Annotated in this window: 17 protein-coding genes; 16 read left to right on the top strand and 1 reads right to left on the bottom strand. The window is 37.3% G+C overall.

Going from position 1 to position 19,820, the window contains the following annotated elements; translation table 11 throughout:
* Positions 1–185: 185 nt before the first annotated feature.
* Positions 186–785, bottom strand: coding sequence for an ATP-dependent Clp protease proteolytic subunit (locus EQJ87_RS03800; protein WP_130123411.1), 600 nt, complete (start codon positions 783–785; stop codon positions 186–188).
* Positions 786–977: 192 nt separating this feature from the next.
* Between EQJ87_RS03800 and EQJ87_RS03795 the strand changes: the two genes are divergently transcribed.
* From EQJ87_RS03795 to glgA, 16 genes are all read left to right on the top strand, one after another.
* A complete protein-coding gene (locus EQJ87_RS03795; protein WP_190289035.1) occupies positions 978–1,508 on the top strand; it encodes a hypothetical protein in 531 nt (176 codons plus the stop codon).
* A 171-nt stretch (positions 1,509–1,679) separates the two neighbouring features.
* Positions 1,680–2,078: a transcriptional regulator Spx gene (gene spx / locus EQJ87_RS03790; protein ID WP_003129597.1), complete on the top strand. Its 399-nt coding sequence runs from the start codon at positions 1,680–1,682 to the stop codon at positions 2,076–2,078.
* Between the two features lie 121 nt (positions 2,079–2,199).
* A complete protein-coding gene (locus EQJ87_RS03785) occupies positions 2,200–4,392 on the top strand; it encodes a Cna B-type domain-containing protein (protein WP_148669256.1) in 2,193 nt (730 codons plus the stop codon).
* A gap of 639 nt (positions 4,393–5,031) precedes the next feature.
* Entirely contained in the window at positions 5,032–6,930 is a 1,899-nt protein-coding gene (locus EQJ87_RS11675; RefSeq protein WP_223804495.1) for a MucBP domain-containing protein, read from the top strand.
* A gap of 424 nt (positions 6,931–7,354) precedes the next feature.
* The gene (locus tag EQJ87_RS03775) at positions 7,355–8,122 is read left to right on the top strand and encodes a TatD family hydrolase (RefSeq protein WP_130124580.1); all 768 of its coding nucleotides are present in this window, start codon (positions 7,355–7,357) and stop codon (positions 8,120–8,122) included.
* 24 nt (positions 8,123–8,146) lie between these two features.
* Positions 8,147–8,680 carry a P-loop NTPase family protein gene (locus tag EQJ87_RS03770; RefSeq protein ID WP_130123410.1) on the top strand — a complete coding sequence of 178 codons (534 nt, stop codon included), beginning with the start codon at positions 8,147–8,149 and terminating at the stop codon, positions 8,678–8,680.
* On the top strand, positions 8,658–9,224 hold the full coding sequence (gene rnmV, locus EQJ87_RS03765) for a ribonuclease M5 (RefSeq protein WP_130123409.1): 567 nt from the start codon (positions 8,658–8,660) through the stop codon (positions 9,222–9,224). Before EQJ87_RS03770 ends, rnmV begins: the two co-directional genes overlap by 23 nt.
* Positions 9,225–9,250: 26 nt before the next feature.
* A complete protein-coding gene (rsmA, locus tag EQJ87_RS03760) occupies positions 9,251–10,135 on the top strand; it encodes a 16S rRNA (adenine(1518)-N(6)/adenine(1519)-N(6))-dimethyltransferase RsmA (RefSeq protein ID WP_130123408.1) in 885 nt (294 codons plus the stop codon).
* Between the two features lie 69 nt (positions 10,136–10,204).
* Positions 10,205–11,263 (top strand): M24 family metallopeptidase, encoded by a 1,059-nt coding sequence (locus tag EQJ87_RS03755; RefSeq protein WP_130123407.1) that lies wholly within the window; start codon positions 10,205–10,207, stop codon positions 11,261–11,263.
* A gap of 173 nt (positions 11,264–11,436) precedes the next feature.
* Positions 11,437–11,994, top strand: coding sequence for an elongation factor P (efp, locus tag EQJ87_RS03750; RefSeq protein ID WP_130123406.1), 558 nt, complete (start codon positions 11,437–11,439; stop codon positions 11,992–11,994).
* A 177-nt stretch (positions 11,995–12,171) separates the two neighbouring features.
* On the top strand, positions 12,172–12,573 hold the full coding sequence (locus EQJ87_RS03745; protein ID WP_130123405.1) for an Asp23/Gls24 family envelope stress response protein: 402 nt from the start codon (positions 12,172–12,174) through the stop codon (positions 12,571–12,573).
* Positions 12,566–13,543, top strand: coding sequence for a transcription antitermination factor NusB (gene nusB, locus EQJ87_RS03740; protein WP_130123404.1), 978 nt, complete (start codon positions 12,566–12,568; stop codon positions 13,541–13,543). The genes EQJ87_RS03745 and nusB overlap by 8 nt, the downstream gene beginning before the upstream one ends.
* A 236-nt stretch (positions 13,544–13,779) precedes the next feature.
* Positions 13,780–15,786 (top strand): 4-alpha-glucanotransferase, encoded by a 2,007-nt coding sequence (locus tag EQJ87_RS03735; RefSeq protein ID WP_130123403.1) that lies wholly within the window; start codon positions 13,780–13,782, stop codon positions 15,784–15,786.
* Between the two features lie 104 nt (positions 15,787–15,890).
* Positions 15,891–17,033, top strand: coding sequence for a glucose-1-phosphate adenylyltransferase (locus EQJ87_RS03730; protein ID WP_130123402.1), 1,143 nt, complete (start codon positions 15,891–15,893; stop codon positions 17,031–17,033).
* Complete coding sequence (gene glgD / locus EQJ87_RS03725) at positions 17,023–18,171, top strand: glucose-1-phosphate adenylyltransferase subunit GlgD (protein WP_130123401.1); 1,149 nt, start codon at positions 17,023–17,025, stop codon at positions 18,169–18,171. The genes EQJ87_RS03730 and glgD overlap by 11 nt, the downstream gene beginning before the upstream one ends.
* Before the next feature lie 125 nt (positions 18,172–18,296).
* Positions 18,297–19,739 (top strand): glycogen synthase GlgA, encoded by a 1,443-nt coding sequence (gene glgA / locus EQJ87_RS03720; protein WP_130123400.1) that lies wholly within the window; start codon positions 18,297–18,299, stop codon positions 19,737–19,739.
* Positions 19,740–19,820 lie beyond the last annotated feature (81 nt).

The following is a 19,820-nucleotide window of genomic DNA, read 5'->3' as shown; positions in this document are numbered from 1 at the left end:
TTCTTGCTTTATTTGGTTATGTTAATAGACTAACAAAATTTGGAGGGGTTGGCTTTTCGATTTTTTTAAGATGGTATAGTTTTTATAAATGAATGAAGTTTAGGTATAGCTTTATTGTATATCGAGTTATAACTATTTTGGGCAACAAAAAAACGTAAGGAGCCTGTCCTTACGTTTTTTTATTTTTATTTTAAGGAATTATTTTCCATAATCTCATCAATGAAACCATACTCAAGAGTTTCTTTAGCATCCATCCAATGATCGCGTTCACAATCTTTGTGAATTTGTTCAACAGGGATACCAGAATTCTCAGAGAGGATTCGTTCCAAACGATCTCGTGTTTTTTTGATGCTATCAGCAATGATTTGAATATCAGTTTGCTGTGTACCTTGACCAGCACCACCCATTGGTTGGTGAATCAAATACTCAGCATTTGGGAGCATGAAACGTTTACCTTTGGTACCGCTAGATGCGATAATTGTTCCCATTGAAGCGGCCATTCCCATAACAATAGTCTGTACATCAGATTTGATAAAGTTCATTGTATCAACAATCGCCAGACCAGCAGAAACAGAACCTCCAGGACTGTTAACATAAAGATAAATGTCTTTAGTATTATCCTGGGCATCGAGGAAGAGAAGCTGGGCAATGATGCTATTTGCCATACCGTCCTCAACAGGTCCAGTCAACATGATAATGCGATCTTTTAAAAGTCGTGAATAGATATCATAAGCGCGCTCACCGCGGCTCGATTGTTCAATAACGGTAGGAACTAAGTAACCCATAAATTGAATCTCCTTTATAAATAAGATTTGAGTAGAGGTGAAAACCGTAAACTCAATTGTTTATTTTCTTATATTATAACTCATTGGTCAAAAAAGGTCAAAGAATATAATTTATTCTTGATTTTCTAGAAAAATATCTTAAAAAAGTGCTTAAGACTTCCTTAAAACTTTCAAATTTGTTATAATCGAATTATGAATAGTGAACTTGTAATTTCAATGATTTTTGGTTTGTTTATTGGGGCTTGGCTGATGATTGCTGGCATCTATATTTACAAAATCTATGATGAGAATCGATATAAAAAACGTTTGACGATTGAAAAACTACTGCGTGAGATTGAGGTGAGAAATATCCTCAATCAAAAGGTGATTGAGATTCTTAATCGTCCAGTTAGTCATGACGACAAAGAGTTAATTAACCCTCAAAATGATGTCAAAGTCCCTTTTTATGACTATAATTTCTTAAAAAATTATACGTCGATGTATAATTTATACATTCCGACTTACTTTTTGAATACGTTCTTTAAAAATTTATCGCAGCATTTAGCGGTTTTTGATGATGAGCAAGATTTGAAAAATGGAGGTTATATTTTTAAGGACTCACGCTCGATTTTTGAAAATTTTTCTGTAGAGATTACGGAGGATATTGAGGCCAAAAAACGAGAGTTACAAAAGGCAAAAAATGTTTATCCAGCGATGCTCAAAAAACAACATTTTAATATTTAAAAGACTTGTAAAGGCTGTCATTTTTGACAGTTTTTTATTTCTTAAAAGTTTAAAAATTTTTATGAAAAAACTTTGAAAAAGGTCTTTTTTTAAGCTTGCAAATGTGGTATACTTGTAAAGTCATTGAAGCTTAATGCTATTAGATAAATAAATATACACGAAGGAGAAACGATGATTACCATTTATACAGCGCCCTCATGCACAAGCTGTAAAAAAGCTAAAACTTGGCTTTCATATCACCATATCCCATTTAACGAACGAAATCTTATCGCTGATCCTTTATCAACAACGGAGATTAGCCAAATTTTGCAAAAATGCGATGATGGTGTTGAAGGTTTGATTTCTAGCAGAAATCGTTTTGTCAAAACTTTGGGTGTCGATTTTGAAGATATTTCACTTTCACAAGCGATTAAAATTATCTCAGAAAATCCTCAAATTATGCGTCGTCCAATTATTATGGATGAGAAACGACTTCATGTTGGCTACAATGAAGAAGAGATTAGGGCTTTCTTGCCACGGACTGTTCGTGTTTTAGAAAATGGTGGTGCGCGTTTGCGCTCAGCAATCTAAGTAAAATATTCATTTTTTTCGGAATTTTTATAGACGCATTTGCGTCTTTTTTGATTTCTTACTTTGCTTTTTTATAGTTCTAAAAAATAGCAAACAAAGTATTTTTTTAAATACAAAATTTGTGATAGAATTGTTTGAGAAATTTGTCAAAATTTCAAAAAAAGGATTATGGAGAGTTAAATTGGGGAAAAAGAAAAGATTTTTAATTGCATTATTGTTTTTAGCAATAACAGTTTTTGTGTGGCCTTCAATCAAGGGAGGTGCAGCAACGGGTAGTGATGTAAGTGAGGATGTTGTTGCATTAACGGTATCACCAACAGATATTAGAGATGGTGATAAGGTGACTGTTAGATTTGAATTTGATGAACAAGCAAAAAATATTCAACCTGGTGATTATTTAAATGTTAGTTGGCCGAGTATTGGCGCTGTTTTTGCTCAGGGTTATGCGAAAACAGTCAATTTACAAGTTTCGGGTATAGACGTTGGAATAATGACTATTAGGACAGATGGAGCTCAGGTCGTATTTAATGATAATATTAAAAATTTAGATGATGTAAAAGGGTGGGGAGAATTTGATATTCAAGTTAGGAATCTGACTGCAGGAGATGCTGAAAACATAGGAAGTTTAGCTGTTAGCTCGGGAGGGAAAACAGCTAAAATCAATGTAACAAAACCTGCATCTGTAACTTCTTCGTCTGTATTTTATTATAAAACGGGAGATATGCTTCCTCAAGATACACAGCACGTTCGTTGGTTTTTAAACATAAATTCTGGTCGTGTTGAAGTTGATAGTGGAGTAATTATCAAAGATCAAATTCAATCAGGGCAACGACTTGATCCGTCCACCTTTGTGATTAGCGTAGAAGATACAAATGGTACTAAAATTTATCGGGGTGAGAATGAGTTATCGAACCTGTTAAAAGACTATCCTGGCTTATCTTTTGTTTATTTACCAGTGAATAATACTATAGAATTGAGTATTCCATCTTCAGTTGTGAGATATCGCCATTTTGGTGTTCAGTACAAAACAACTATTGAAAATGAACAACAAGTAAGCTTTGATAATAAATCACAAGCTTGGTACCAAGAGCATAATCAACCAGCAGTGTCAGGAAAGAGTTTTGACCACTCTGTTCAAAACATTAATGCCGCTGGTGGAGTTCAAGGAACTGTTAAAGGACAACTAAAGATTGTAAAAAGAATTAAGGGGACAGAGATTGGAATTCCCAATGTGAATTTTTCTTTGAAAAGGGCTGACGGGCAACCTATCCAAGGCCAGCCTGTAATTACTTTGACTTCTGATGCTAATGGTGAAACAGGGATAAAAGGTTTACTAGTAGGAGATTATCTTTTACAAGAAATTCTTGCGCCAGATTGGATAAATTTTGATCCTTTAACATCACCTGAACAAAAATTTACTGTCAATGCTTCCGACACTAAGGGTGTAGATTTAACAATCTATAACCCGAAGAAAACAACTGATATTAAAGCTAATAAAGTTTGGCAAGGTGGGATAGCACCAAGACCTACAACCTATTTTAAATTATATCGAACAAATGTAAATGGAATTAAAGAAGAAGTTCCAGGAGCTCCGCTAAAGACTTTACCCGATGGGATCACAGAGGTGAATTGGTCTGATCTGGAAGAATATGACAATCAAGGTGGTAGATATAAATTTAGCGTTCAAGAGGTTGATGCAAAAGGAAATGATAGTGTCCCTCTTGGGTATTCAAAATTTGAAAATGGTCTCTCGGTCATCAATACTAATATCGAACAAGTATCAATTGTTGGAGACAAGATATGGAAAGATGAGCAAAATAAATATGGGAAACGGCCTGAGCATATCACGGTCAATCTTTTAGAGAATGGCAAGCCAATCAAATCATTGATTGTTTCAGATCAAGAAAACTGGCACTATCAGTTTAATGGCTTACCTAAATATAAAGATGGAAGAGCGATTGCTTATTCAATCGGAGAAAAAGCGGTAGAAGGGTATCAAACAAAAGTTGAAGGATATAATCTTATCAACACCTATGTTCCAATTAGCATTCCAGCTACTCCGCTCACTCAAGGAGAAGCTACTGGTAAAGTAGATACGGTAAAAACACCACATACTGATAAGAGGAGTGGTGGAAAATCGTCTGTTCGAAAACAGGTAGTGAAACCTACTAAGACCGATACAAAAAGAAAACCAGCGCTAGAGAAAAAATTACTTCCTAAAACTAATGATGGGAATGGAGGATACGCTTTAGTAAGTGGTATTTTCTTGAGTTTGTTGGCAACTTATATTTTTGTGAAGAGACATAAGTTGTAACAGGACTTTATACGTAAAAGCTTTTGTGAGAGCTAGTGGTAGTTTTGTTTTAGGTCTATCGTAGTAGGCAAAAATAAAAAACTTAGCCGTGATGTATTGCCTAAAAATTAAAAAATTGAAATGAGATAGTAATATCTCATTTTTTTATTGGTTCTTGTGGTTCAGTTTACTTCGTATGTCTTAATTTTAGGGTTATAAGTTATATTTTTTATACTATGTACCAAGAACGACAAACTATTTATATAGGCTTAAATAGTTTTTGAATTAAAAAAATAATTATAAAGAATAGGAATCAGGAATCGATAAGGCTAGAACAGAAGGGACAAAACAAATAAAATTTAATGGCTCTATTTTCAGGGAAATTTTTATGTCGTTAAAGACCTTTTTTATTGTGGACTATTTTATTAAATGATAAAACAATAAGTGTGAGATGAGAAGATGATTAGAAAGATGTCAAATGAATGAGAAAGGGGGCAGATAATTTAGTAAAATTGAACTCTAGTTAGGCTTTGAAAAAGAAAGGCAGGTGATAATTCACTTAAAGATGAATGATTAAACTATATGGAAACTTTAAATTTTAAGAATAGATTGTTGTTAATATATTCATAAACATCAGAAATACACGTTAAAGGAAATATTATGAAAATCAAAAAAGTATTAAGTCAAAGCATGGTGGGGATGATTTGCGTATCAACTTTAGCAAATGTTGCAGCAGCAAGTACGGTTGACACAAATCAATCAGAACAGCAAATCTCGGAAGTAAATGAAATAACAACTCCTGAGCTTATTAATGTCATTCAGGGGATAGAGGATAATTCTGGTCAAGTAAACCCCGTTTCGACAGGAGATGATACAGATCAAATAGACCCAGTTTCAACAGGAGATGATACTGAGCTTGCTAACGCTTCTCTTCAGTCGACTGAAGATGTTCAGGACTCCCAACTAGATTTAGATATATCAGGGGAGGGGGGAGCAACAGCGAGTAGTGATTCCCAGATTATGGAGAATGGCGATAGCATCAGTGGTTCTTCACCACAAGTAACCACCTTTGCAACAGCAACCCCACTAGCAACTGTTGTCCAAAGCGGGCAATATGGAACAGCTCCCTGGGAAATTACTGATGATGGAATATTAACTATTAATACTGGTACTTTTCCAGATAATGATGCAATATACCTACAGGGACCGTGGACTCAATATGCAGATATTATTACAAAAATTGTATTTACAGGCCCTGTTACTGACGGGATAGATACTAGCTATTTGTTTAACGGATTAGCTAATGTTACAGAGATTCAAGGTCTCAACTATTTAGACACAAACAGGGTTACAAATATGGAAGGAATGTTTAGTGGGATGTCGAGTCTCACAAGCCTGGACATATCTACTTTCAACACTACTGGTGTAACTAATATGCAAGCGATGTTTAGTGGGATGCACTCGCTCAAAAGCCTAAACGTTAATGGTTTGGACACGTCTGATGTTACAAATATGGAGATGATGTTTAACGGAGTCGGTTTGACAACAGTAGATCTCTCTTCATTCAATACAGTATCTGTGCATACTATGTACGCAATGTTTCAAGGTGCTTCTTTTGTATCATTGGACATTTCTAATTTCAATATGACTAATGTTGTTGATACCCAAGGAATGTTCAATGTTTTAGACGAACTTAGAGAGTTAAAATTAGGCACAAATTGCAGATTCCCTGACGATACGGGTTTACCTGATATTCCTATTACAAGTGAATATACTGGAAAGTGGCAAAATATTGATACAGGAACAGCTACAAAGCCAAATGGTGCATTTGTTTTTGCATCTAATGAATTAGAAAGTTATTATGATGGAGCTACAATGGTTGGTACTTATGTCTGGCAACCTCGTCCTTTGGACGTAAGTCAACCTGTAAAAGCAGCAGATGTTACGGTAAATTACCTGGATAGTAATGGGAATAAAATCCATGATCCTCAGTTGATTAGTGGTAATGTTGGAGATGCTTATGACGCTTCAAGTGATGTGTATCAACTCAAAATAGATGGTTACACACTGGATGAAAGTAAATTACCAACAAATGTAAAAGGGGTTTTGAGCGATACTCCTCAAAGTATCAACTACCACTACATTGAAGTAGCACAGCCTGTAAAAGCAGCAGATGTTACGGTAAATTATCTGGATAGTAATGGGAATAAAATCCATGATCCTCAGTTGATTAGTGGTAATGTTGGAGATGCTTATGATGCTTCAAGTGATGTGTATCAACTCAAAATAGATGGCTACACACTGGATGAAAGTAAATTACCAACAAATGTAAAAGGGGTTTTGAGCGATACTCCTCAAACAGTAGATTATACTTACAAAAAGGATACACTGGCTACAACTTTAAATGATTCAAAAATAGCTCCGAGTGGTCAATCAAAATTTGGCAATCTTCCCAATGCAGGAGACAATGATTTAATTTCGGTAATTGCTATGATTTCGGGATTATTTGTGATGATAGGTCTCTGGATTTCAAAGCAAGTCAAACAAAGATACAAATAAATTCAAATCTGTAAGGAGTTTGAGTGAATAATCACTAGCTTTTGCGATATTTCTTATCCTATTTCTCTCGAATCTGAATCTGTTCAGAAAGGGAGAAGTAGGATATTTTTTATACTTATTTTTGAATAATGAATCTCAGAAAAATGAAGTAAACATATTTTGTAGTTCTATCATGAGTGGGGTTTAGATCAAGTTTAGTTATTATAGAAGTATTCTCGGATATAAATAAATTTTGAAAGAAAATTCAATTTGAAAAAGAGATGAAAGTGATACGCAGATATGATATAATAGGGTGCTGTATAGTCTTTTTTATCTTTAGTAATTTGACTAAAGAATTATAGAGGTCTAAGAAAAAATATCAATCTCTAAAAAGCTTTTTAGGGCACGCTTTAAGGAAGCATTAGGAAGTATAGATAATAATATGATAGAAATTTTTGATACACACACGCATCTCAACACAGTGGAATTTGAGGGGCGGATTCAAGAGGAGTTGGCGAAAGCGAAAACTTTTAATGTCACGAAAATTAATAATGTGGGGAGTAATTATCAACTTAATGATGCTGCGCTGATTTTGGCGGAAAAATTTGATGAATGCTATGCTACAATTGGCTGGCATCCTGATGACGCGGCTGAATTTGATGAAAAAGCTGAGGAATATTTACTGACGCATTTGTCAGACAAAAAAGTGGTTGCTGTGGGAGAAATTGGTTTGGATTATCACTGGATGGTTCGGCCTAAAGAAGAGCAGGAGCGGGTTTTCAGGCGACAAATTCAAATTTCTAAAATGATGAATGTGCCTTTTCAAGTCCATACGCGTGAGGCGCTGGCTGATACTTATGAAATTATCAAATCTGAAGGAGTTGGTGCAGCTGGTGGTATTATGCATTCTTTTTCGGGGACGGCGGATCAAGCAGCTGCTTTTGTTGAGCTGGGAATGATGATTTCATTTTCGGGTGTGGTTACGTTTAAAAAATCACTTGATTTGCAAGAGGCGGCACGTTTGCTTGATTTGGACAAAATTTTGGTGGAGACGGATGCGCCTTATTTGACGCCAGTGCCTTTTCGAGGACGGGAAAATACGCCTGCTTATACAAAATACACTGTCGAAAAAATTGCAGAGTTGCGTGGAATTTCGCCTGAAGAAGTAGCGAAAGTGACAATGGAAAATGCACAACGAATTTTTGGACTTTAGGAAGTGAATTTTTAAGGAGAACTTGTGAAGATTGTGATTATTGGTTGCTCAGGGACAGGAAAGTCAACTTTGGCAAGGGATTTGGCAACATTGACTGATTTTCCAATTTTGCATTTGGATAAGGTCTTTCACAAATATCCAAGTGAAATTGCCAGAGAAAAGTTGCGGCAGGCGACCCAAAATTTTATTTCTGAAAATGAAAATGGCATCATTGACGGAAATTATGGCTCGACGTTTGATGAACGTCTGCCTTTTGCTGATGAAATTGTTTGGTTGCAATTGCCACCAGTGGTTAGTCTTTTTCGTGTGATTAAACGTTCTATTGGGGTGCGTTTAGCGGGTAAAATTCGGCCAGATATGGCAGAAGAATTTGTAGAAAAATGGGATAAAGACTATCTGGAATTTTTGAAATTTGTTTGGACATTTTCTCAAAAAGAAGTGCCAGAAATTGAGCGAAAATTAACAGAGTTTGATGTCTGGGACAAACTTGTTATCCTAAAAAATCGGAAAGATAAAGAAAAATATTTAGCAAAATATGACAGAAAAGCAAAAAATTGATAAAGTTATTGTGGTTGAAGGGCGTGATGATACTGCCAATCTCAAACGTTTTTTTGATTGTGATACTTATGAAACGGGCGGGTCATCTATTGATGATGCAGATTTGGAGCGCTTGAAAATACTTCAGGAAAAACGGGGAATAATTGTCTTCACAGATCCTGATTTTCAAGGGGAACGAATTCGCAAAATCATCATGCAAGCTGTTCCCGAGGCCCAACACGCTTTTTTAAATCGTTCTGAAGCCCGTCCAAAAGGTAAAGGTTCGTTGGGCATCGAACACGCCAATTTTGATGACCTCAAAAAAGCACTGACGGAAGTTTTGGGCGGAGAGAAAATGCTGACGGAAAATTCGTCAGTAAATTTGACGCAAGCGGAGCTGATGAAATTTGGCTTAGTTATGGCGTCAGACAGCCGTAAGCGGCGAGAATATCTCTGCGAGCACTTACGAATTGGTTATGCGAATGGCAAACAGATTGAAAAAAGACTGAATATGTTTGGAATTTCCAAACAACAAATTGAACAGGTTATGAAGCATTATAGCTAACATTTCCATATAAAAAGAAAGAAAAAATGACTGAAAACAACATTGATCGTATTTCCAACGTTATCCGCACGCAAGATATTTTGCGCCGCCATGATTTTAATTTTAAGAAAAAATTTGGACAAAATTTCCTGACGGATCATAATATTTTGACTAAAATCACACAGACTGCTGAACTTTCAAAAGCAGTTAATGTCATCGAAATTGGCCCGGGGATTGGCTCACTGACGCAATATTTGCTGGAAGAAGCTGCCGAGGTCATGGCCTTTGAAATTGATAAAACCTTGATTCCTATCTTGGAAGAAACAATGGCGCCTTATGATAATTTTACTCTTGTCAATGCTGATATTTTGAAAGTAGATTTGCTGACTGAGATTCAAAAATTCAAGAATCCCAACTTACCAATCAAGGTGGTGGCAAACTTGCCTTACTATATCACAACGCCAATTTTAATGCACTTGATTGAGAGCAAGATACCATTTTCTGAATTTGTTGTCATGATGCAAAAAGAGGTGGCAGATCGTATCGCTGCCACGCCTAACAGCAAAGCATACGGCTCTTTGTCTATCGCGGTGCAATATTACATGGAGGCAAGTGTGGCTTTTATTGTGCCTCGGACAGTGTTCATCCCAGCGCCAAATGTGGATTCGGCAATTTTGAAAATGGTACGCCGTGAGCAAGCTCTTGTCGAAGTTAAAGACGAAGAATGGTTCTTTAAAACGATGCACTGCACCTTTGTTCATCGCAGAAAAACGTTGATGAATAACTTGCAAGCAGCTTTTGGGAAAGACAATAAGCCAGAAATTGAAAAATTATTGGCTCAAGCTGAAATTTCGCCAAGTATCCGTGCGGAGGCTTTGTCTATCGCTGATTTTGGCAGATTGGCAGATGCTTTATTACCTTTGAAAAAATAAGTGAAAAATCTTGAAAACGCTAGCTTTTGCTGGCGTTTTTGTGTTATGATAGAGAAAAAGGAGAAACAAATGAGAATTGAAAAATTAAAAGCAAAAATGGCCGCTGAACACATTGATAGTTTTTTGATTACGGATATGAAAAATATTTTTTATCTGACTGGATTTTCTGGGACGGCTGGAAGTATTTTATTGACTAAAAACCGAAATATTTTCATGACGGATAGTCGTTACAGTGAAATGGCGCACCAGCTAATCAGCGATTTTGAAATTCTGGAAACACGTGATGTGGTTGGCTTGTTGCCCGAATTAACGACAGCTTGTGCAGTTCAAAATATGGCATTTGAGGACACTGTGGACTATGCTTTTTTCAAAAATTTATCTGCCGCAACAGCTCATATTGAACTTTTTTCAACGCATAATTTTCTTTTGGAACTTCGCCAATTTAAGGATGAAAATGAGTTAAGCAAAATTCGCAAAGCTTGTGCAATTGCTGATGAAGCCTTTGAAGCAGCCCTCAAATTTATTGAACCCGGGCGCAGCGAAATTGAAGTCGCCAATTTTCTAGATTTTAAAATGCGAGCGTTGGGAGCAAGTGGCGTTTCTTTTGAAACAATTGTTGCTTCAGGCAAACGCAGCGCCTTGCCTCATGGTGTTGCCACTAATAAAATCATTGATTTTTCTGACGCGGTCACACTGGACTTTGGCTGCTACTATGAAGGCTACGCGAGTGATATGACGCGAACCATTTTTGTGGGGAATGTCGATGAAAAAATGAAAGAAATTTACGAAGTTGTCCACAAGGCAAATCAAGCCCTGATTGATAAAGCAAAAGCTGGGATGACTTATGCTGATTATGATAAAATTCCTCGTGATGTCATTGAGCAAGCAGGATTTGGGCCTTATTTTTCTCACGGTATTGGACATGGTTTGGGACTTGATGTGCATGAGATACCTTATTTTAGTCAGGCCATGACGGAAAGCATTTTGCAAGAAAATATGGTGGTGACTGACGAGCCGGGCATTTATCTGCCGCATTTTGGTGGCGTGCGCATTGAGGACGACTTGTTGATTACTGATAAGGGCTGTGAAGTCTTGACAAAAGCGCCAAAAGCACTTATCGTTATTTGAAAAAGCCTCTAAATTATGATAAAATGAATTGTTAAATCCTGTCATTTTGCACTTTTGTGCAGAGAAAATGCTGACGGAATGATAAAAACATGAAAATAAAAATACGTCAGCAAATTCTCTCAAAAAAATTGGCAGAATATCTAAATTTATAAACACTAGGAGAAACATAAACAATGGTTTTAGCAAAAGATCTTAAATCAGGCATGACATTTTTGAACGGAGACAAACTCCTGCGCGTGATGGAAGCAAGCCACCACAAACCAGGTAAAGGGAATACCATCATGCGTATGAAACTTAAAGACGTGCGCTCTGGTTCAACTTTCGACGACACATACCGTCCTGAAGATAAATTTGAACAAGCAGTCATCGAAACAGTAACCGCTCAATACCTTTATTCAATGGATGACACAGCTAACTTCATGAACAATGAAACTTACGAACAATACGAAATTCCAGTAGAACAAGTCAAAGACGAACTCCTTTACGTCCTTGAAAACACTGACGTAAAAATCCAATTTTACGGTACAGAAGTAATTGGTATCCAATTGCCAACTACAGTTGTTCTTGAAGTCACTGAAACACAACCATCAATCAAAGGGGCAACAGTGACAGGTTCAGGTAAACCAGCAACAATGGAAACAGGTCTTGTTGTGAACGTACCAGACTTCGTTGAAGCAGGTACAAAACTTGAAATCAACACACAAACAGGTGAATATCTTAAACGTGCTTAATTTTTAGCAGCTGGATCAAGAGAATTTACTGACGTAATCATTTAGCCATTGACTAAAATGCTGACGCAAAGAAAAATTACTGACGTAAATCACTCAAGCACCCAAACATTCATTTTGTAAGCAAAATTTCTTCTCAACAACAGGAAAAATTTTGAAAAGACAAAAGGAGAAAGCAATATGGCAGAAAAAACTGTACATTCTGAAGAACTTGGTGAGATCGTTATCGCTCCCGAAGTTCTTGAAGTAATTATCGGCATTACAACAGCCAAAATCGAAGGCGTTTACGCCCTGCGCAACAAACGTTTTTCAGACCGTTTGGGTAAGAAAAACGAAGGACGCGGTGTTTATATCGACTCAACAGACGATAAAATTACCGTGGATATCTATGTTTACCTCACTTATGGCGTAAGCATCCCCCTAGTTGCAACCAAAATCCAAAAAGAAGTGAAAGAAGCAGTTGCTCAAGCTACTGAAATTATTGTTGATGAAGTCAATATCCACGTTGTTGGAGTCATGACTGAAAAACAACAAAAACCAGCGCTTGAAGATTTGTTTGACGAGGGATTCTTTGATGCCTAAAACGCTCAACCAGCACCAAATTCGCCAACGTGCCGTTCAAGTTTTGTTCAGCTACGCCGTCCAAAATGAGATGGCCACAACAGTAGTTAAAACTTTTCGTGAAAATGTCGAAAAATTAGAGCAAGTGCTCAGCCAAACGGTTCGTTTTGACGTTGATTTTCGTGATGAACGCATTACTGTGCGTAAATTTCCCAAAGAACTCTCACAACCATTAGAAGCAATTTATGAGATTTATGAGATTCTGAGCGTTGAAAATATTGAAAAGACAACCGTAGCCAAAGCGTTAGCCTTCATGCGCGACTTTGGTGGGCACGCTAAAAAACTCAACGAATACGAAGCAACCAATTTGTTTGGCGGCATCATGGCTAATCTTAATCTGATTCGTTTGTTACAAATCGAACTTGATGAAGAACCAGTTGCACCTAAAATTCTAGAATTTTTGAAAAATCTTCCAGAAAATGCAAGCCCCGACCAAGCCTTGGAAACTTTCCAACAAACCTTCTCATTTCTTCACGAGAACATCCGCGAAAAATATACACGCGACTTGTTTGTACCCGCAACACTTTCAGTAGAACTTGACGCTCAACTTGCCCAAGCAGAAAGCAAAGCTCAAGCTCAGACCGAACGTTTGCTCGAACAAACAAAAACTTACGTCCTCAATTATGACAACGAAAGCCCTGAAGCCCTGGAAAGACCAGCCTACTTCACAACACTCGTTGACGGCGTTTTGGCAAAGAAAAAAGAATTAGAAAGCGAAATTTCTAAATATTTGGCTAAAAACTGGTCATTTTCACGTTTGACCCTTGTTGAACAAGCCATTTTACAAGTTTCTGCCTATGAAATTTTCTTCACCGAGACCCCAGCAGTCGTTGCAGTCAATGAAGCCGTAGAGCTTTCCAAAGATTTCAGCGACGAAAAATCGAGCCGTTTCATTAACGGAGTTCTCACAAACTTTGTGAAAAAAGACTAATTATAAACAAAAAGACCCACGAGCAACTCGCTAATGGGTCTTTTTTTGTGCAATTTTATCGTTAAAAAAGGAAAAGTAATATACAGGGTCGTATTTTTTAGAAATAAAACTTATTTTTTCTGAAAACTCACACTTAACATTAGCAAATTTATTTTAAATGCGTTATAATAAAATAGTATAAGAAAACGTTTACTTTTTAATCTTAAACTAATTATTATTTTAAAAAAGGAGTTGTAATGACGGAGGAATTTTCACTAAAACCCCACGGAGAAAAAGCCTACCACACAGGCGTAGCAGTTCCGATTTTTTCTCTCCGAACAGAACAATCAAGTGGCATTGGCCAGTTTTCAGATCTTAAGCAATTAGCAGATTTTTCTCATAAATCAGGAATGGATGTCATTCAATTATTGCCAATCAATGATACCACAACCTTCATGGACTGGCGTGATTCCTATCCCTATCGTGCAATATCAGTCTTTGCTTTGCACCCCATCTATCTTGATATCCACAGTTTTTGGGATATTTACACCAAGACAGAGCAGAAGGAACTCGCAACAACAGAAAAAATTCTAAACGCGCTTGAACAAATTGACTACGAAAAAGCGTTGGCCTTAAAATGGAAATATGCCAAACTTATTTATCAGCATTCGGCCGAAAAAATTCAGCGTACCTCTGCTTATCAGGAATTTTACAAGAAAGGTAAAGCTTGGCTAGAGGCATACGCCGCTTTCTGTGTGCTTCGCGACCAAAATCAAACTGCCGACTTTACCACTTGGCAGGAATATTCAACCTATACCCCCAACCTTTTCCAAAAATTACAAAAAGGAAAATTTGCAGAAGCCCTTGATTTACACATCTTTGTTCAGTACCTCTTACACAGTCAACTCCTTGAAGCAGTCACCTATTGTCATCGCTTGGGTATCGCATTAAAAGGAGACATTGCAATTGGTATTGCTCATGATTCAGTAGACGCTTGGACTAATCCCGAGCTCTTCAATCTTGATAAACAAGCCGGAGCACCCCCAGATGTTTTCGCAGTTAATGGTCAAAATTGGGGCTTCCCGACTTACAATTGGGAACAAATGGCAAAAGACGGCTACACCTGGTGGAAAGAAAGAATGACCAATATGGCAGAATACTTTGATGCCTATCGTTTGGATCATATCTTAGGATTTTTTAGAATTTGGGAAATGCCTGCGGACTCAGTACGCGGCTTACTCGGCCAGTTCTCGCCAGCACTAGCCTTATCCGCAGAAGAAATCGAAAATAATTATGGCATCCCTCTGCGTGCTTGGGGAATAGAGCGTTTTATCGAACCTTTTATCAAAGACTGGGTTCTTGATGAAATATTTGGACGTGACAACCGTGATTGGATTATTCAAAGCTTTTTAGATTACATTGGTCATGGGAACTACCGATTTAAAAAAGCCTTTAACACACAAAAAAAGGTTGAACAAGCATACTTAGAGAATTGGGTACAAGACGGTCTTTATCAACTACACGAAAATGTTATTTTTCTTAAAGATCATAAAAATGACCAACTCTATCACCCACGGATTACTCTGCCTACAACTATAAGTTTCCGTGAATTTGGCGACGACTACAAACAGCGCCTTGAGAGACTCTATAATGATTATTTCTACGGACGTAACTACGATTTTTGGAAAGAAAGAGCCTACGAAAAGTTGCCAGCACTCAAAAATGCGACCCCTATGCTTGCGTGTGGCGAAGATTTAGGAATGGTTCCCGAAAATGTTCCAGATGTCATGTATCATTTGGAAATTCTCCGTCTCATCATTGAGCGAATGCCTGCAGACGACAGCTTTGTCAATGGTTTACAATATGCGCCTTACCTCTCCGTCGTTACAACCTCTAGTCACGACACAAGCCCTCTGCGGGCATGGTGGCAAGAAAATCGTTCAAATACCCAACGTTACTATAATGAAGTAATGGGCTGGTACGGAGAAGCACCTCAAGAAGCAAGCCCGGAAATTATTCAAGAAATTATCAAACGTAATCTCAATTCAGATGCAATGTTAGCAATCCTTCCCCTCCAAGACTGGTTGGCTATGGATGAAAGACTAAGAAAGCCAGATGCAAACGCAGAACAAATCAACGTTCCTGCCAATCCTTTCCATTATTGGCGCTATCGCCTTCATTGCACAATTGAATCTTTAACTGAAGATACAGGTTGGACGCAGTTCTTGAAAAACTTCATAGGACAAACAAAACGAAACAATTAAAATTCAGGAAGCAAATCATTTTGAATCATAAGAAATAAATTATAAAATAGTAAGAAGTTGCGAATATAAAAACTATAAAAGTATCAAATAAAGGAGATTTCATCATGGGAATTGAAATGCTTGGTCTTATTCTTGCCGGCGGTCAAGGCACTCGTTTAGGTAAACTAACAAAAGATATCGCAAAACCTGCGGTACCTTTTGGCGGTCGTTATCGCATTATTGATTTTGCCCTTTCAAATTGTGCGAATTCAAATGTGAAAAACGTCGGCGTAATTACGCAATATCAGCCTCTTGCGCTGAACTCGCATATTGGCAATGGTGCTCCTTGGGGCTTAAATGGCATCAATAGTGGCGTAACGATTCTTCAACCCTATTCTTCACAAGAAGGATCAAAATGGTTTGAAGGTACTTCTCATGCTGTTTATCAAAATATTTCTTATATTGATCAACAAAATCCAGAATATGTTCTCATCCTTTCGGGAGATCATATCTACAAAATGGACTACGAAGCAATGCTTGAAAGCCATAAAGAACGTGGGGCTAGCTTGACTGTTTCAGTTATGGAAGTTCCCCTTGAAGAAGCCAGTCGTTTTGGAATTATGAATACGGATGACAACGACAGAATTATTGAGTTTGAAGAGAAACCAAAAGAACCAAAATCCAACCTCGCTTCAATGGGAATTTATATCTTCAACTGGAAGCGACTACGTGAAGTTCTGGTTAATGGCTACTCCAAAGGAAATCCAATGGAAGACTTTGGTGGCGATGTTATCCCAGCCTATATTGAAACAGGCGAAAATGTTTTTGCCTATCGTTTCAAAGGCTATTGGAAAGACGTTGGTACAATTGACTCTTTGCATCAGTCCAGTATGGAATTTCTTGATTTAAATAATGAATTGGACATTACCGACAAGTCGTGGCGAATTTATTCACGTAATGACATCTCAGCCCCTCAATTTATCACTGAGAAGGCAAAAGTCAAAGATGCCCTTATCGGAGATGGCTGCTATGTGGATGGTGCGGTTAAACATTCGATTCTATCGCAGAATGTTCATGTTCAAGAAGGAACAGTGATTGAAGATAGTTTTATCATGTCAGGAACCTTCATTGGTGAAAATGTGGTAATAAAAAATGCCATTATTGGTGAAAATGCAAAGATTGGCGATAACGTTGAAATCATTGGTGAAGATGAAGTAGCTGTGATTGGACACGGAGAAATAAAGGGGGAACACAAAAATGAACAATAGTAATAAAATGGCTGCTATCCTTTCTAACGTATCATCAAGTCAGGCTTTACGTCCCTTAACCGATGTCCGCCCAATCGCAACACTTCCTTTTGATTGTAAGTACCGCTTGATTGATTTTTCCCTTTCCTCTCTTTCAAATGCGCATATAGATAATATTTTTATGACCTTTAACGAAGGGGAAACCCAATCGGTCTTTGACCATCTTGGTTCAGGAGCTGAATGGGGACTTGATGGATTTAGCAATCGCTACTTTGTCTACATTCAACAAGATTTTTATCGCTTAAAAGAACAAGGTAAGCCTTACTTTGCTCAGCAAATCAATTTCCTACGTAAATCCAAAGCTCCTTATACCGTCCTTTTAGGAAGCAAGTTCATTTGCAACGTCGATTTAAATGCGGTATTAAAAATTCACAAATTAGCTGGTAAGGATATCACCACCGTCTATAAAAAAGTTTCACCAGATTTGGCGGGAGAGTACGATACCATTCTTCGATTTGATGAAGACGGGAAAATGACAAATTCCTATCGAAAACAACTCACAGAAGTACAGGATAAAGAAGCACTTTGCTTAAATCTTTTTATCGTAAATACAGAGTGGCTTATTAACTTCATTCAAGAAATGCAGAATGCTGGAGAAATCGGATCAATTGCCCACTTGATTCGTGCGCGTATGAAAGATTATGATGTAAATAGTTATGAATACACGGGTTATATGAGCAATATTACGAGTGTGAAAGCCTTCTATGATGCTAATATGGTTATGCTGGATTCGCAAAATTTTACCTCATTGCTTTACAGCAGCCAACCTGTCCATACTAAAATCAAAAACGAAGTTCCAACCTATTTTTCACAAGAGAGCAATGTTATCAATAGTCACCTTGGCTCAGGCTGTATTGTTCAAGGCGAAGTAAAAAATTCATTGATTTCACGCGATTCCAAAGTTTTAAAAGGAGCTAAAGTCGAAGAGAGTCTTGTTTTCACTGGCGGAAAAGTTAAAGAAGGGGCCACTGTGAAATACGCAATCATTGATAAAAATGCTGTGGTTGAAAATAATATTAGTATTATTGGAACTCCTGAAAAGCCAATCGTCATCCCTAAAGGAACAGTTGTTACTGAAGATATTATTGCTACCGACTAGCTAAAACGATACTGTTACATAGTTGAGCTGACGCCGACAACTGACTTCATATTTAAAGGTTTTCAAACGATTAGCGCAAGTATGATACAATGAGAATTGACTAAGAGAAGTGAAAAGAGAAAACAATGAAAATTTTATTTGCCTCAAGTGAATGCGCCCCTTTTTTTAAAACTGGCGGATTGGGAGATGTGGCAGGAGCCTTACCTAAAGAATTAGCTAAAAAGCCAGAAATATCTTCTATCGCTGTGATTCTACCTTATTTTAAGAATGAGATGAAAGAGAGTTGGAAAGAGCAGCTTACAGATGAGTTTTATGATTTTGTAGATGTAGGATGGCGACATGAATATGTTGGTGTAAAAAGTTTGTTGAAAGATGGTGTAAAGTACTATTTTCTTGATAATGAGCATTATTTTGGTCGAGGTGTACTTTATGGATACGATGATGATGGTGAACGCTTTGCTTTCTTTGACCTAGCTGTTTGTCAACTCATGGAAAAGCTTGATTTCATCCCCGATATTCTGCACCTTAATGATTGGCAGACGGCAATGATTCCATTTTTACTCAAGGAAAAGTACAAATGGATTGATGCTTATAAAAAGATAAAGACTGTTTTGACCATTCATAATATTGAGTTTCAAGGAATCATGCAAGGGACAGCTTTGACAGAGCTATTTGGCATGGGGATGGAACGTTATTTTGAAGGTGTTGTTCGGCATAACGGAATGTTAAATATGCTAAAAACCGGAATTTTATATGCCGATCAAGTCAATACTGTTTCGCCTAGCTATGCTAAAGAAATTCAAACTGCTGAATTTGGCTGTCAGCTTGATTCCGTCTTGAATTACGTTCAAGGTAAAGTTTCTGGAATCCTAAACGGGATTGATTACGATCTCTTTGATCCAGAAACAGATACTCAAATTCCTTACCATTTCACAGTTAAGGATATATCGGGTAAATACGAGATGAAAGCCGAACTTCAAAAACGTGCAGGTTTACCCGTTAAACCAAAAGTTCCTTTAATCGGGATGGTTTCACGTTTGACGAATCAAAAAGGATTTCATTTAGTCTTAAGTCAACTGGAAAATTTATTGCAAAAAGAGGTACAAATTGTCCTGCTCGGTACAGGCTTTCCAGCAATTGAGTCGGGTTTTCAACACTTTGCCCAGCAGTATCCAGAAAAAATGTCAGCAAATATTGCTTTTAATCTCCAAATTGCTCAAGAAATCTATGCAGGATCTGATTTTTTCTTGATGCCTTCAGCTTTTGAACCGTGCGGTCTATCCCAAATGATTGCGATGCGATATGGGACACTCCCTATTGTGCACGAAATTGGAGGGTTGAGAGATACGGTAAAACCTTATAACCCGAATACCAAAGAAGGAACAGGTTTTGGTTTTGTCGATTTTACTGGAGAAGTTTTACTCAATACGATTGAACGAGCAATTAATCTTTACCAAACAGAACCAGAAACGATGAAAAGATTGATTAAATCAGCGATGACGGAAGATTTTTCGTGGGAAAATAAAGCACAGCAATATATTCATCTTTATGAAAATTTAGAAAGATAAAGTTAGCGCAAGCGATTGCGCTGGGTGAAAAATTGTGATAGAATTTTCTTACAGAGTTTAAAATAAAAAATGACACTTAAT

It is taken from the genome of Lactococcus sp. S-13, assembly GCF_004210295.1.
In the GTDB taxonomy this organism is placed as follows: domain Bacteria; phylum Bacillota; class Bacilli; order Lactobacillales; family Streptococcaceae; genus Lactococcus.
Note: the sequence above shows the minus strand (reverse complement) of the source record. Positions and strands in the feature narration are given on the sequence as shown.

Bases quoted from the DNA above. Each gene is read 5' to 3' on its own strand.
- EQJ87_RS11675 (WP_223804495.1), top strand. From the start codon at position 5,032: ATGAAAATCAAAAAAGTATTAAGTCAAAGCATGGTGGGGATGATTTGC.
- EQJ87_RS03735 (WP_130123403.1), top strand. From the start codon at position 13,780: ATGACGGAGGAATTTTCACTAAAACCCCACGGAGAAAAAGCCTACCAC.
- spx (WP_003129597.1), top strand. From the start codon at position 1,680: ATGATTACCATTTATACAGCGCCCTCATGCACAAGCTGTAAAAAAGCT.
- EQJ87_RS03745 (WP_130123405.1), top strand. From the start codon at position 12,172: ATGGCAGAAAAAACTGTACATTCTGAAGAACTTGGTGAGATCGTTATC.
- glgA (WP_130123400.1), top strand. From the start codon at position 18,297: ATGAAAATTTTATTTGCCTCAAGTGAATGCGCCCCTTTTTTTAAAACT.
- EQJ87_RS03795 (WP_190289035.1), top strand. From the start codon at position 978: ATGAATAGTGAACTTGTAATTTCAATGATTTTTGGTTTGTTTATTGGG.
- rnmV (WP_130123409.1), top strand. From the start codon at position 8,658: ATGACAGAAAAGCAAAAAATTGATAAAGTTATTGTGGTTGAAGGGCGT.
- EQJ87_RS03730 (WP_130123402.1), top strand. From the start codon at position 15,891: ATGGGAATTGAAATGCTTGGTCTTATTCTTGCCGGCGGTCAAGGCACT.
- EQJ87_RS03800 (WP_130123411.1), bottom strand. From the start codon at position 785: ATGGGTTACTTAGTTCCTACCGTTATTGAACAATCGAGCCGCGGTGAG.
- glgD (WP_130123401.1), top strand. From the start codon at position 17,023: ATGAACAATAGTAATAAAATGGCTGCTATCCTTTCTAACGTATCATCA.
- nusB (WP_130123404.1), top strand. From the start codon at position 12,566: ATGCCTAAAACGCTCAACCAGCACCAAATTCGCCAACGTGCCGTTCAA.
- EQJ87_RS03755 (WP_130123407.1), top strand. From the start codon at position 10,205: ATGAGAATTGAAAAATTAAAAGCAAAAATGGCCGCTGAACACATTGAT.
- efp (WP_130123406.1), top strand. From the start codon at position 11,437: ATGGTTTTAGCAAAAGATCTTAAATCAGGCATGACATTTTTGAACGGA.
- rsmA (WP_130123408.1), top strand. From the start codon at position 9,251: ATGACTGAAAACAACATTGATCGTATTTCCAACGTTATCCGCACGCAA.